The following is a 12,713-nucleotide window of genomic DNA, read 5'->3' as shown; positions in this document are numbered from 1 at the left end:
GACCCCGCGCCCCGACCCCGGTCGCCCCGCCGCACGGGCTCGTGATGCGATGACCCCATGCGCATCACTCTCACCACCTGGTCCCTCGAACAGACCGCACCGTCCGATCTCCGCCCCTCCCCCGTCCCGGAGGATGGCGACATCACGATCGCCCGGGCCGCGGTCCCGTCGCCGGAGTACAGCCGCTTCCTCTATACGGCGGTCGGTGGCGACATCCGCTGGAACGACCGGCTGTCGCTGACGTACAAGCAGTGGCAGGAGATCGTCGAGAAGCCGGGCGCCGAGATCTGGGTGGCGTACGACAAGGGGACGCCGGCCGGGTACGTGGAGCTGGACCCGCAGGACGACGGCGTGGTGGAGATCGTCTACTTCGGCCTGATCCCGGCGTTCCGTGGGCGCCGGATCGGCGGCCACCTCCTCTCCTTCGGAGTGGCGCGGGCCTGGGACCTGGCCGAGCGCTGGCCGGAGCGCGAGGCGACGCGGCGCGTCTGGCTGCACACCTGCTCGCTCGACGGCCCGCACGCGATGGCCAACTACGAGCGCCGCGGCTTCCGGCTCTTCGACACCAAGGTCGAGGAGGTCGAGGAGTCCGAGACGCCCGGCCCGTGGCCCGGCGCGCACGCCTGAGCCGCGACGGGCCGCCGGCAGGAGTGCCGGCAGGGGCGCCGCCACGCGCCCGCCGCAGCCGCTGAAGACTCGTGAAGGGGCCCTGATCAGGGCCCCTTTCGCGTGACCCAAACCACACCATCTCGCCAAGCGAGACGACTATGTCCGCATTCTGGACGATGCTGGACTGGGTCCAAAGTCCCGTGACACGCTTCCGTCATGTCTGGAACTGGAATTGCCTTGGTGAGTCGGCGGCACGTCGACCTCGGCCGCATGTCCAGCGCCATCTGTCCGGCGCGCTGAGAGAACCAGCACCGCCGCGATCACATTTCAGCACGACTCTGCCCGACCCTGCTGCGCACTGACGCGCCACCCTCCGACCTGAGCGCCAGTGTGCAGGTCAGAGCCGCCCTCTCGCAGTCTCGAAGGACAAGACGCCATGGCCGCCACCCCGGAAAACCCCACTCCCGCCGCCGCACGCCGCAAGCCCGGGCGCCACCGTGGCGAGGGTCAGTGGGCCGTGGGGCACTTCACCCCTCTGAACGGCAACGAGCAGTTCAAGAAGGACGACGACGGTCTCAACGTACGGACACGTATTGAGACGGTCTACTCGAAGCGCGGATTCGACTCCATCGACCCCAACGACCTGCGCGGCCGCATGCGCTGGTGGGGCCTCTACACCCAGCGCAAGCAGGGTCTGGACGGCACCAAGACGGGTGTCCTGGAGCCGGAGGAGCTGGACGACGAGTTCTTCATGCTCCGTGTCCGGATCGACGGCGGCCGGCTGACCACCGAGCAGCTCCGGGTCATCGGCGAGATCTCCGAGGAGTTCGCCCGGGGCACCGCCGACATCACGGACCGGCAGAACGTCCAGTACCACTGGATCCGCATCGAGGACGTCCCCGAGATCTGGAACCGCCTGGAGGCGGTCGGCCTGTCCACCACCGAGGCCTGCGGTGACACCCCGCGTGTCATCCTCGGCTCCCCGGTGGCCGGCATCTCGGCCGACGAGATCATCGACGGCACGCCCGCCATCGACGAGATCTACCGTCGGATCGTCGGCAACAAGGACTTCTCCAACCTGCCCCGCAAGTTCAAGTCCGCGATCTCCGGCTCGCCGCAGCTCGACGTGGCGCACGAGATCAACGACATCGCCTTCGTCGGTGTGAACCACCCGGACCACGGCCCCGGCTTCGACGTCTGGGTCGGCGGCGGCCTCTCCACCAACCCCAAGCTCGGCGTCCGCCTCGGCACCTGGGTCTCCCTCGACGAGGTCCCGGACGTCTACGAGGGCGTCATCTCGATCTTCCGCGACTACGGCTACCGCCGGCTGCGCAACCGCGCCCGTCTGAAGTTCCTCGTCGCCGACTGGGGCCCGGAGAAGTTCCGCCAGGTCCTGGAGGACGAGTACCTGCAGCGCAAGCTGAACGACGGCCCCGCCCCCGAGCAGCCCGCCGGCCAGTGGCGCGACCACATGGGCGTGCACCGGCAGCAGGACGGCCGCTTCTACATCGGATTCGCCCCGCGCGTGGGCCGGGTCGACGGCGCCACCCTGACCAAGATCGCGGGCCTGGCCGAGCAGCACGGCTCCGGCCGGCTGCGGACCACCGCGGACCAGAAGATGATCCTGCTCGACGTCGAGGAGGCGCAGGTCGACTCGGCGGTCGCCGCCCTGGAGGCTCTCGACCTGCGGGTGAACCCGACCCCGTTCCGGCGCGGCACGATGGCCTGCACCGGCATCGAGTTCTGCAAGCTCGCGATCGTCGAGACCAAGGCCCGCGGTGCCTCGCTCATCGACGAGCTGGAGCGTCGCATCCCGGAGTTCGACGAGCCGCTGACGATCAACATCAACGGCTGCCCGAACGCCTGCGCCCGTATCCAGGTGGCGGACATCGGTCTCAAGGGGCAGCTGGTCCTGGACGACGACGGCAACCGTGTCGAGGGCTACCAGGTGCACCTGGGCGGCGCGCTCGGTCTGGAGGCCGGCTTCGGCCGCAAGGTCCGCGGCCTCAAGGTCACCGCGGCAGAGCTCCCGGACTACGTGGAGCGGGTCCTCAAGCGTTTCCAGGCGGAGCGCGAGACCGGCGAGCGCTTCGCGACCTGGGCGTCGCGTGCCTCCGAGGAGGCGCTGTCGTGAGCGAGCGTGCCGCACCGTTCCACTGCCCCTACTGCGGCGACGAGGACCTGCGTCCCAACGAGCAGGGTCACGGCGCCTGGGAATGCGCCGCGTGCAGTCGAGCCTTCCAGTTGAAGTTCCTGGGGCTGCTCGCCCCGGCGACTTCGCGCAACACCCCTGGAAGGAAAGACATATGACGACGACTCAGGAAATGACCGCGGCCGACCTCAAGGCACTCGCCGAGCAGGCCGGCCGTGATCTGGAGGACGCCTCCCCGCTGGAGATCCTCCGCTGGGCCGTGGACACCTTCGGCGAGAGCTTCTGCGTCACCTCCTCCATGGAGGACGCGGTCGTCGCCCATCTCGCCTCGCGGGTCCGGCCCGGCGTGGACGTCGTCTTCCTCGACACGGGCTACCACTTCGAGGAGACCATCGGCACCCGTGACGCCGTGGACGCCGTGATGGACGTCAACGTCATCACGCTGACCCCGCGTCAGACGGTGGCCGAGCAGGACGCCGAGTACGGTCCCGGGCTCCACGACCGCGACCCCGACCTGTGCTGCGCGCTGCGCAAGGTCAAGCCCCTCGAAGAGGGACTGACCCGGTACAGCGCCTGGGCCACGGGCCTGCGCCGCGACGAGTCCCCGACCCGGGCGAACACCCCGGTCGTCGGCTGGGACGAGAAGCGCCGCAAGGTCAAGGTCTCCCCCATCGCCCGCTGGACACAGGACGACGTCGACGCGTACGTCACGGAGCACGGTGTCCTCACCAACCCGCTCCTGATGGACGGTTACGCCTCCGTCGGCTGCGCCCCCTGCACCCGCCGCGTCCTGGAGGGCGAGGACGCCCGCGCCGGACGCTGGGCGGGCCGCGCCAAGACCGAATGCGGGCTGCACGGATGACGGACACTCAGGAAGTTCAGGAGAAGCACGTGACGGGTGCCACCATCTGGCTCACCGGCCTGCCGAGCGCCGGCAAGACCACCATCGCGTACGAGCTGGCCGGCCGGCTGCGCGGGGAGGGCCACCGGGTCGAGGTCCTCGACGGCGACGAGATCCGCGAGTTCCTCTCCGCGGGCCTCGGCTTCGGCCGCGAGGACCGGCACACCAACGTGCAGCGGATCGGGTTCGTCGCGGAGCTGCTCGCCTCGCAGGGCGTGCAGGTCCTGGTGCCGGTGATCGCCCCGTACGCCGACAGCCGCGAGGCCGTCCGCAAGCGCCACCACGCCGAGGGCACCACCTTCGTCGAGGTGCACGTGGCCACCCCCGTCGAGGTCTGCTCCGTCCGTGACGTGAAGGGCCTCTACGCCAAGCAGGCCGCGGGCGAGATCAGCGGCCTCACCGGCGTCGACGACCCCTACGAGGCACCCGAGACACCCGATCTCCGGATCGAGTCCCAGAACCAGACCGTGCAGGAGTCCGCGGCGCAGCTCCACGCGCTGCTCACCGAGAGGGGTCTGCTGTGACCACCGTCGCTCATCTCCACGGCGCGACCGACAACCCGTTCGCGCTGTCGCACCTCGACTCGCTGGAGTCGGAGGCCGTCCACATCTTCCGTGAGGTGGCGGGCGAGTTCGAGCGGCCGGTGATCCTCTTCTCCGGTGGCAAGGACTCCATCGTCATGCTGCACCTGGCGCTGAAGGCCTTCGCCCCCGCGGCGATCCCTTTCACGCTGCTGCACGTCGACACCGGGCACAACTTCCCCGAGGTCCTCGAATACCGCGACCGCGTCGTCGCCCAGCACGGTCTGCGGCTGCACGTCGCCTCCGTGCAGGAGTACATCGACGCCGGCAAGCTGCGCGAGCGCCCCGACGGCACCCGCAACCCGCTGCAGACCGTCCCGCTCACCGAGGCGATCCAGCAGCACCGCTTCGACGCCGTCTTCGGCGGCGGCCGCCGCGACGAGGAGAAGGCCCGCGCGAAGGAGCGGGTGTTCTCGCTGCGCGACGAGTTCTCGCAGTGGGACCCGCGCCGCCAGCGCCCCGAGCTGTGGCAGCTCTACAACGGCCGCCACGCGCCCGGCGAGCACGTCCGCGTCTTCCCGCTGTCCAACTGGACCGAGCTGGACGTCTGGCAGTACATCCAGCGCGAGAAGATCGAGCTCCCGGAGATCTACTTCGCCCATGAGCGCGAGGTGTTCGCCCGCAGCGGCATGTGGCTGACGGCCGGCGACTGGGGCGGCCCGAAGGAGTCCGAGACGACGCAGACGCGGCTGATCCGCTACCGCACCGTCGGCGACATGTCCTGCACCGGCGCCGTCGACTCCGACGCCACCACGCTGGACGCCGTCATCGCCGAGATCGCCGCCTCCCGGCTCACCGAGCGGGGCGCGACCCGCGCCGACGACAAGATGTCCGAGGCCGCGATGGAAGACCGCAAGCGCGAAGGGTACTTCTAATGAGCACGTCCACCGAGCAGCTGACCGAGCAGCTGGCGGCCACCACCCTGCTGCGCTTCGCCACCGCCGGCTCCGTCGACGACGGCAAGTCCACCCTGGTGGGCCGGCTCCTCCACGACTCCAAGTCGGTCCTCGTCGACCAGCTGGAGGCCGTGGAGCACGCCTCGCGCTCCCGCGGCCAGGAGGCGCCCGACCTGGCGCTCCTCACCGACGGTCTGCGCGCCGAGCGCGAGCAGGGCATCACCATCGACGTGGCGTACCGCTACTTCGCGACGCCCCGCCGCCGCTTCATCCTCGCCGACACCCCCGGGCACGTGCAGTACACCCGGAACATGGTGACCGGGGCCTCCACCGCCGAGCTGGCCGTGGTCCTCGTCGACGCCCGTAACGGTGTGGTCGAGCAGACCCGCCGGCACGCGGCCGTCGCCGCGCTGCTGCGCGTCCCGCACGTCGTCCTGGCCGTGAACAAGATGGACCTGGTCGAGTACCGGGAGCCCGTCTTCGCCGCGATCGCCGAGGAGTTCACGACGTACGCCTCCGAGCTCGGCGTCCCGGAGATCACCGCGATCCCGATCTCCGCGCTCGCCGGCGACAACGTCGTGGAGCCGTCCGCGAACATGGACTGGTACGGCGGCCCGACGGTCCTGGAGCACCTGGAGACCGTGCCGGTCAGCCACGACCTGACGGCCTGCCACGCGCGTTTCCCCGTGCAGTACGTGATCCGCCCGCAGACCGCCGAGCACCCCGACTACCGGGGCTACGCCGGGCAGATCGCGGCCGGTGCCTTCCGGGTCGGCGAGGAGATCACCGTCCTGCCGTCGGGGAAGACCTCCACGATCGCCGGGATCGACGCTCTGGGCGAGTCCGTGGACATCGCCTGGGCCCCGCAGTCGGTCACCATCCGGCTCGCGGACGACATCGACATCTCGCGCGGCGACCTGCTCGCCCCGAGCGGTGACGCCCCCGCGACCACGCAGGACATCGAGGCGACCGTCTGCCACGTGGCGGACCGGGCGCTCGCCGTCGGCCAGCGGGTGCTGCTCAAGCACACCACCCGCACGGTCAAGGCGATCGTCAAGGAGATCCCTTCGCGGCTGACCCTGGACGACCTCTCCCAGCACCCGAACCCGGGGCAGCTGGTCACCAACGACATCGGCCGGGTCGTGGTGCGCACGGCCGAACCGCTCGCGCTCGACGCGTACGCGGACTCGCGCCGTACCGGTTCGTTCCTGCTGATCGACCCGGCGGACGGCACCACGCTCGCGGCGGGCATGGCGGGCGAGTCCTTCGCCACCGCCAAGGCCGTCGCGGTCGTCGAGGACGAGGAAGGGTGGGACTTCTGATGGACCAGAACGTCTACGCGACCTTCGCGAAGGAGGGCGGCCGGGTGGGCTCCGGTGCCCTCGGTGCGGGCATGGGAGGCGTCGCGCGATGTGCGTGCTGACCTCGACGCGCCGCCTGCGCGGCGCGACCCCGCTCCACCCGCTCCACCCCGAACGACATAGACGCAGACTTCGAAAACGCTGAATCGAGGGGAAAACCTCCCGTGCCTGCCACCACCCGTACCACCCTGCGCCGCGGTCTCGCCGCCGCTGCCGCCCTGCCGCTGCTGATCGGCGCGCTGGCCTCCTGCGGCTACGGCTCCGACGCCAAGAACGACGAGAAGAAGGTGGCCGCCGAGGGCAAGAAGCTCTCCGCCGACACCGTACGGCTCGGGTACTTCCCCAACCTCACGCACGCCACCGCGCTCGTCGGTGACCAGGAGGGCATCCTCCAGAAGGAGCTGGGCGGCACGGAGCTGGTGCCCACCACCTTCAACGCCGGCCCGTCCGAGATCGAGGCGCTGAACGCCGACTCGATCGACATCGGCTTCATCGGCCCCTCGCCGTCCATCAACGGCTACGTCAAGACCAAGGGCACCAACCTGCGCATCATCGGCGGCTCGGCCTCCGGCGGCGTGAAGCTCGTGGTGAACCCGGAGAAGATCAAGACCCTCGACGACCTCAAGGGAAAGAAGATCGCCACGCCGCAGCTCGGCAACACGCAGGACGTGGCCTTCCTCAACTGGATCTCCGAGAAGGGCTGGAAGGTCGACGCCCAGAGCGGCAAGGGCGACGTCTCCGTGGTCCGCACGGACAACAAGGTGACCCCGAACGCCTACGCCTCCGGCGCCATCGACGGTGCCTGGGTGCCAGAGCCGACCGCGTCGAAGCTGGTCAGCGACGGGGCGAAGGTGCTGATCGACGAGTCCGACATCTGGCCGGACAAGAAGTTCGTCATCACGAACATCATCGTGTCGCAGAAGTTCCTCCAGGCCCACCCGGACGTCGTCGAGGCCTTCCTGCGCGGTGCGGTGAAGACCAACGAGTGGATCAACGCCAACCCGGACAAGGCGAAGGCCTCGGCCAACACCAAGCTGAAGAACCTCTCGGGCAAGGCGCTGGGCGCGAAGGTGATCGACGCCGCGTGGCCGTCCATCCAGTTCACCGACGACCCGCTGGCGGCCACGCTCCAGGCCCAGGCCGACCACGCGGTGAAGGCCGGTCTCCTGGAGAAGCCCGAGCTGGCCGGCATCTACGACCTGAAGCCGCTCAACAAGGTCCTGAAGGCAGCGGGCAAGCCCGAGGTCTCCGACGCCGGTCTCGGCGCGAAGTAACAGTCCGCAGCTGATCTCCAGGAGGTGACGACCATGGCCACGACCGCGACGCTCGCCAAGGCCGAGGACCGTGCGGCGGTGACCCATGCCGCCCGCATCGAGCATGTCTCCAAGTCCTTCGGCGGACCCGCCGGCGGGCAGCTCGTCCTCGACGACATCTCGCTCGATGTCGCCCCGGGCGAGTTCGTCACTCTCCTGGGCGCCTCAGGCTGCGGCAAGTCCACGCTGCTCAACCTGGTCGCCGGGCTCGACCGGCCGTCCGCGGGGTCCATCGAGACCCCCGGCGGCCGGCCGGCCCTGATGTTCCAGGAGCACGCCCTCTTCCCATGGCTCACGGCGGGCAAGAACATCGAACTGGCCCTGCGGCTGCGCGGGGTGCCCAAGACCGAGCGGCGCGACGAGGCCGAGCGGCTGCTCGGCCTCGTCCGGCTCAGCGGCTCGTACGGCAAGCGGGTCCACGAGCTGTCCGGCGGCATGCGCCAGCGGGTCGCCCTGGCGCGCGCGCTTGCCCAGGACAGCGACCTGCTCCTGATGGACGAGCCGTTCGCCGCGCTGGACGCCATCACCCGGGACGTCCTGCACGACGAACTGACCCGCATCTGGCGGGAGACGAAGCTGTCGGTGCTCTTCGTCACCCACAACGTCCGCGAGGCCGTGCGGCTGGCCGAGCGCGTCGTCCTCCTCTCGTCCCGACCGGGCCGGATCGCCCACGAGTGGACCATCGACATTCCTCAGCCGCGCCGTATCGAGGACTCCGACGTCGCCGAGCTGTCCCTCGAGATCACCGAGCACCTGCGTGGGGAGATCCGCCGTCATGGCCAGCACTGACACCAGTCCAAAGACGCCGAAGACGCGGAAGGCCGACGACCTCGCCGGCCTGGAGGCCGGTCTGGACGCGCTGGACAGCGTGCAGATCCGGCGGACCCCAGTCCGCGAGGTCCTGCTCAAGAAGGTCTTCCCGCCGGTTGTCGCCGTCGCACTGGTCCTGGTGGTGTGGCAGCTCCTGGTCTGGGGGAAGGTCACCGCCGAGTACAAGCTGCCCGCCCCGTCCGCCGTGTGGGACAGCCTGACCGTGATGTGGAGGGAGGGGACGCTCCTCAGCGTCCTGTGGACCAGCGTGTCCCGAGCCCTGTACGGGTTCTTCCTGGCTCTGGCCATCGGCACCCCACTGGGTCTGCTGGTCTCCCGGGTGAAGTTCGTTCGGGCGGCGATCGGCCCGATCCTCGCGGGTCTCCAGTCGCTGCCCTCGGTCGCCTGGGTGGCACCCGCCGTCCTGTGGCTCGGGCTCAACGACAGCATGATGTACGCGGTGATCCTGCTGGGCGCCGTCCCGTCGATCGCGAACGGCCTGGTCGCCGGCGTCGACCAGGTCCCACCGCTCTACCTGCGGGCCGGCAAGACGCTCGGCGCGACCGGGCTCAAGGGCGCCTGGCACATCGTGATGCCGGCCGCGCTCCCCGGCTACCTGGCCGGGCTCAAGCAGGGCTGGGCGTTCTCCTGGCGTTCACTGATGGCCGCGGAGATCATCGCGTCCTCCCCCGACCTGGGGCTCGGCCTCGGCCAGCTGCTCGAATACGGCCGCAACAACATCGACATGGCCGGGATCTTCCTGGCGATCATCCTGATCCTGGTCGTCGGCATCGCCATCGACCTGCTGATCTTCAGCCCGCTAGAGCGCACGGTGCTCCGCCGCCGCGGCCTGCTGACGAAGAGCTGAGCCCCTCCATGAACCGCCCCGTCCTCCTCGTCATCGCCCACGGCAGCCGCGACCCGCGGCACGCGGCGACCGTCCAGGCGCTCGTGCGCCGGGCCGGTGCGCTGCGGCCGGGGCTGCGCGTGGAGACGGCGTTCCTGGACTTCACCCTGCCGTCGGTGCCGGGTGTTCTCGACCGCCTCGCCGCCGACGGGGTACGGGACGTGGTGGCGCTGCCGCTGCTGCTGACCCGGGCCTTCCACGCGAAGGCCGACATCCCGGCCGTCCTGCGCCAGGCCCCGCAGACCCTGCGGATCCGCCAGGCGGAGGTCCTCGGCCCTTCGCCGCTGCTCGTCGCGGCGGTGGAACGGCGGTTGTACGAGGCCGGGCTCACGCCCGGCGACAAGAGCGCGACCGGGGTCGTTCTGGCCTCGGCGGGCTCCACAGACCCGGAGGCGATCGCGGTGATCGCAGAAACGGCGCGGGAGCTGCGGCGCACCGGTTGGTGCTCCGTGCGGCCCGCGTTCGCCTCCGCATCCCTTCCGCGCACGGAGGAGGCCGTACGGGCCCTGCGCGCGGATCCGGGCGTCCGGCGGGTGGCCGTCGCCCCGTATGTGATCGCCCCGGGCCGCCTCCCGGACCGCATCGCGGCGGGCGCGGCCGGGGCGGACGTCCTGGCGGACGTCCTCGGCCCCTCCCCCGAGCTGGCCCGGCTGCTCCTGGAGCGCTACGACGGGGCCCACGTGGCCCGCGTCGCCGTAGCCCACTCGGCCTAGGGCCCGTCCCTGTCTTTACCTCTGCCCCACCCCTGCCCCCGCCCCTGTCCCTGCCCCCCATGTCGTCGGCCCTCGGTCCGTGGGCGACGGGATGCGAGCAAGGTCATGGCCCCGGCCGTGCATCCTTCGAGCCCTTTCGTGCGTCTTCTGTGCGCCGGGTTCGTTAGGACCCGGAGGACATCGGTTCCTACCAAGGGCAGAAGACTTTGATCACTTCGACACTCGGCGTACGCAGTGCCGTGACCGTCACGATCACGGCCTCGGCCGTGCTGGCCGGCGGCCTCTTCGCCGGCCAGGCGTACGCCGCGCCGCCCACCCCGTCGATCACCGCTCCGGGCGGCTTCGTCATGAACAACGGGACGGGCACGACGCTTTACGGGAAGGCCGCGGACACCCGCCGGTCGACCGGTTCCACCACGAAGATCATGACCGCGAAGGTGGTGCTGTCCCAGCGGAACCTGAATCTCGACGCCAAGGTCACCGTCCAGAAGGCGTACAGCGACTACATCGTCGCCAAGAACGCCTCCTCCGCCCGGCTGATCGTCGGGGACAAGGTGACGGTCCGGCAGCTCCTGTACGGCCTGATGCTGCCGTCGGGTTGTGACGCGGCCTACGCGCTGGCCGACAAGTTCGGCACCGGCTCCACGCGGGCGGCCAGGATCAAGTCGTTCATCGGGAAGATGAACACCGAGGCCAGGAACCTCGGCCTGCGCAACACCCACTTCGACTCGTTCGACGGAATAAGCAATGGGAGCAACTACTCGACTCCGCGCGATCTGACGAAGCTCGCGAGCAGTGCGATGAAGAACTCCACCTTCCGCGCCGTCGTCAAGACGAAGTCCACGACGCAGAAGGTGACCACGAAGTCCGGCGGTTACCGGAACATGTCGTGGAGCAACACGAACAAGCTCCTGAGCACGTACAGCGGCGCGATCGGTGTCAAGACCGGTTCGGGTCCGCAGGCCAAGTACTGCCTCGTCTTCGCGGCCACTCGTGGCAACAAGACGGTCATCGGCACGGTGCTCGGATCGTCGAGCGAGACGAACAGGGCCGCCGACGTCAAGAAGCTGCTGGACTACGGCTTCGCCAGGTAGTCGGCGGCGACCGGCCCACGGCGGCGCCGGTCCCGCCCCCGGCTGCCTCCCGCTCGTCGGGAGGCAGCCCGCGGGGACGCGATGCCGGGGAACAGGGGACTCAGCCGAAGTCGAGACCGCCCGTGCGGGTCCGCTTGATCTCGAAGAGGTCCGGGTGGCCGGCGAGGACCCGGAAGCCGTCGAAGAGTTCGGCCGCGCGCTCGCCGCGCGGGACGGCGCGCAGGACCGGGCCGAACCAGACGGTGCCGTCGACGTGGATCGTCGGGGTGCCGACGTACGCCTCGGCCTCGGGGTCCTTGCCCGCGTCGTGGCTGCGGCGGACGGCCTCGTCGTACGCCGGGTCGTGGGCGGCCTCGGCGAGTGCGGCGGGGAGGCCGAGTTCGGCGAGCGACTCGGCGACGACGGCGCCGAAGTCGTTCCGCTTCTGCTCGTGGATGCGGGTTCCGTACGCGGTGTAGAGCGGGCGCAGGATCTCCTCGCCGTGCCGCTCGGCGGCGGCGGCCGCGACCCGGACCGGTCCGATCGAGGCGTCGACGAGTTCGCGGTACCAGTCGGGCAGGGTGTTGCCCTGGTTGTGCAGGTACAGGCTCATGACCTTGAAGCGGAGGTCGATGTCCCGCTCGCGCTCGACCTCCAGGATCCATCGGGAGGTGATCCAGGCGAAGGGGCAGGCGGGGTCGAAGTAGAAGTCGACGGTGGGGCGGGGCGGGGTCTCGGTGCTCGTCATACCGTGGAATCTAGCCAGCCATTGGCCTGCCTCTGTGGTCCAATCACGCGCCATGGAGCCGGGCCACTTCGAGGTCAGTCCTCCCGTGTCATCTCGATGAGCTTGACCACGGTGTTCCAGTTCCGGGCGGTGGCGACGAGCCCCTTCACGACGGACGGACGGGAGACCACGTCGGCCAGCCTGGACTTCCCGAGCCCCTCGGGGACATAGAGGTAGAGCACGCGGTCGCCGAGGGCGAAATCCTCGGGGCGGTAGGCCTCGCGGTCGATCGAGGCGAAGCGCTCGGGGTCGGCGGGCCCCGAGTAGTAGATGGCATGGAGCTCCTTGCCCTGGAGCTCGGCGGCCGGGAAGGGGCAGGCCTCGGCCACCGCCGTCAGGTACTCGCCGTCGCGGACGAGGCAGTCGACGCGGAAGCCGAACCTCTCCTCGATCGCGTCTTCGAGTGCGGTCCTGAGCTCGTCCTCCCCGGCGCCGGAGTCGGTGGTGAAGACGGCGTTCCCGCTCTGGAGGTAGGTGCGGACGTTGGTGTGCCCGAGGCCTTCGAGGAGGGGACGGAGCTCCGCCATGGGGACCTTGCGATGTCCGCTCACGTTGATGCCGCGGAGCAGGGCCGCGTACGTCTTCTTCGTCATGGGGTCAATCTAGGCGG

General features: G+C 70.0%; 15 protein-coding genes. 13 read left to right on the top strand and 2 right to left on the bottom strand.

The window, feature by feature from the left end; all coding sequences use genetic code 11:
- Positions 1 to 57: 57 nt before the first annotated feature.
- The 13 genes from OG462_RS33225 (at position 58) to OG462_RS33165 (ending at position 11,337) form a co-directional block, all read left to right on the top strand.
- Positions 58 to 627, top strand: coding sequence for a GNAT family N-acetyltransferase (locus OG462_RS33225; RefSeq protein WP_406063361.1), 570 nt, complete (start codon positions 58 to 60; stop codon positions 625 to 627).
- Between the two features lie 198 nt (positions 628 to 825).
- Positions 826 to 909, top strand: coding sequence for a putative leader peptide (locus OG462_RS33220; RefSeq protein WP_310591794.1), 84 nt, complete (start codon positions 826 to 828; stop codon positions 907 to 909).
- 136 nt (positions 910 to 1,045) lie between these two features.
- Positions 1,046 to 2,743: a nitrite/sulfite reductase gene (locus tag OG462_RS33215; protein WP_406063359.1), complete on the top strand. Its 1,698-nt coding sequence runs from the start codon at positions 1,046 to 1,048 to the stop codon at positions 2,741 to 2,743.
- Positions 2,740 to 2,919, top strand: coding sequence for a hypothetical protein (locus tag OG462_RS33210; RefSeq protein ID WP_406063357.1), 180 nt, complete (start codon positions 2,740 to 2,742; stop codon positions 2,917 to 2,919). Before OG462_RS33215 ends, OG462_RS33210 begins: the two co-directional genes overlap by 4 nt.
- Positions 2,916 to 3,623: a phosphoadenylyl-sulfate reductase gene (locus OG462_RS33205; RefSeq protein ID WP_406063355.1), complete on the top strand. Its 708-nt coding sequence runs from the start codon at positions 2,916 to 2,918 to the stop codon at positions 3,621 to 3,623. The genes OG462_RS33210 and OG462_RS33205 overlap by 4 nt, the downstream gene beginning before the upstream one ends.
- On the top strand, positions 3,605 to 4,186 hold the full coding sequence (cysC, locus tag OG462_RS33200; protein WP_406063353.1) for an adenylyl-sulfate kinase: 582 nt from the start codon (positions 3,605 to 3,607) through the stop codon (positions 4,184 to 4,186). The genes OG462_RS33205 and cysC overlap by 19 nt, the downstream gene beginning before the upstream one ends.
- The gene (cysD, locus tag OG462_RS33195; protein ID WP_406063351.1) at positions 4,183 to 5,118 is read left to right on the top strand and encodes a sulfate adenylyltransferase subunit CysD; all 936 of its coding nucleotides are present in this window, start codon (positions 4,183 to 4,185) and stop codon (positions 5,116 to 5,118) included. The genes cysC and cysD overlap by 4 nt, the downstream gene beginning before the upstream one ends.
- Positions 5,118 to 6,461, top strand: coding sequence for a sulfate adenylyltransferase subunit 1 (locus OG462_RS33190; protein WP_406063350.1), 1,344 nt, complete (start codon positions 5,118 to 5,120; stop codon positions 6,459 to 6,461). The genes cysD and OG462_RS33190 overlap by 1 nt, the downstream gene beginning before the upstream one ends.
- Before the next feature lie 203 nt (positions 6,462 to 6,664).
- Positions 6,665 to 7,774 carry an aliphatic sulfonate ABC transporter substrate-binding protein gene (locus OG462_RS33185; protein WP_406063348.1) on the top strand — a complete coding sequence of 370 codons (1,110 nt, stop codon included), beginning with the start codon at positions 6,665 to 6,667 and terminating at the stop codon, positions 7,772 to 7,774.
- Positions 7,775 to 7,807: 33 nt separating this feature from the next.
- A complete protein-coding gene (locus tag OG462_RS33180; protein ID WP_406063346.1) occupies positions 7,808 to 8,602 on the top strand; it encodes an ABC transporter ATP-binding protein in 795 nt (264 codons plus the stop codon).
- A complete protein-coding gene (locus OG462_RS33175) occupies positions 8,589 to 9,491 on the top strand; it encodes an ABC transporter permease (protein WP_406063344.1) in 903 nt (300 codons plus the stop codon). The genes OG462_RS33180 and OG462_RS33175 overlap by 14 nt, the downstream gene beginning before the upstream one ends.
- 8 nt (positions 9,492 to 9,499) lie before the next feature.
- Positions 9,500 to 10,243 (top strand): sirohydrochlorin chelatase, encoded by a 744-nt coding sequence (locus OG462_RS33170; protein WP_406063343.1) that lies wholly within the window; start codon positions 9,500 to 9,502, stop codon positions 10,241 to 10,243.
- Positions 10,244 to 10,449: 206 nt separating this feature from the next.
- Positions 10,450 to 11,337 (top strand): D-alanyl-D-alanine carboxypeptidase family protein, encoded by an 888-nt coding sequence (locus tag OG462_RS33165; RefSeq protein WP_406063341.1) that lies wholly within the window; start codon positions 10,450 to 10,452, stop codon positions 11,335 to 11,337.
- Positions 11,338 to 11,437: 100 nt separating this feature from the next.
- Here the strand turns inward: OG462_RS33165 and OG462_RS33160 are convergent, their stop codons facing one another.
- Both OG462_RS33160 and OG462_RS33155 read right to left on the bottom strand, forming a co-directional pair.
- On the bottom strand, positions 11,438 to 12,064 hold the full coding sequence (locus OG462_RS33160; protein ID WP_406063339.1) for a DsbA family protein: 627 nt from the start codon (positions 12,062 to 12,064) through the stop codon (positions 11,438 to 11,440).
- Between the two features lie 74 nt (positions 12,065 to 12,138).
- Positions 12,139 to 12,696: a DUF1697 domain-containing protein gene (locus OG462_RS33155; protein ID WP_406063337.1), complete on the bottom strand. Its 558-nt coding sequence runs from the start codon at positions 12,694 to 12,696 to the stop codon at positions 12,139 to 12,141.
- Positions 12,697 to 12,713: the final 17 nt, after the last annotated feature.

The organism is Streptomyces sp. NBC_01077 (genome assembly GCF_045162855.1).
GTDB lineage: Bacteria > Actinomycetota > Actinomycetes > Streptomycetales > Streptomycetaceae > Streptomyces.
Note: the sequence above shows the minus strand (reverse complement) of the source record. Positions and strands in the feature narration are given on the sequence as shown.

Bases quoted from the DNA above. Each gene is read 5' to 3' on its own strand.
- cysC (WP_406063353.1), top strand. From the start codon at position 3,605: ATGCGGGCTGCACGGATGACGGACACTCAGGAAGTTCAGGAGAAGCAC.
- OG462_RS33160 (WP_406063339.1), bottom strand. From the start codon at position 12,064: ATGACGAGCACCGAGACCCCGCCCCGCCCCACCGTCGACTTCTACTTC.
- OG462_RS33180 (WP_406063346.1), top strand. From the start codon at position 7,808: ATGGCCACGACCGCGACGCTCGCCAAGGCCGAGGACCGTGCGGCGGTG.
- OG462_RS33220 (WP_310591794.1), top strand. From the start codon at position 826: ATGTCTGGAACTGGAATTGCCTTGGTGAGTCGGCGGCACGTCGACCTC.
- OG462_RS33170 (WP_406063343.1), top strand. From the start codon at position 9,500: ATGAACCGCCCCGTCCTCCTCGTCATCGCCCACGGCAGCCGCGACCCG.
- OG462_RS33215 (WP_406063359.1), top strand. From the start codon at position 1,046: ATGGCCGCCACCCCGGAAAACCCCACTCCCGCCGCCGCACGCCGCAAG.
- OG462_RS33205 (WP_406063355.1), top strand. From the start codon at position 2,916: ATGACGACGACTCAGGAAATGACCGCGGCCGACCTCAAGGCACTCGCC.
- OG462_RS33155 (WP_406063337.1), bottom strand. From the start codon at position 12,696: ATGACGAAGAAGACGTACGCGGCCCTGCTCCGCGGCATCAACGTGAGC.
- OG462_RS33175 (WP_406063344.1), top strand. From the start codon at position 8,589: ATGGCCAGCACTGACACCAGTCCAAAGACGCCGAAGACGCGGAAGGCC.
- OG462_RS33225 (WP_406063361.1), top strand. From the start codon at position 58: ATGCGCATCACTCTCACCACCTGGTCCCTCGAACAGACCGCACCGTCC.
- OG462_RS33190 (WP_406063350.1), top strand. From the start codon at position 5,118: ATGAGCACGTCCACCGAGCAGCTGACCGAGCAGCTGGCGGCCACCACC.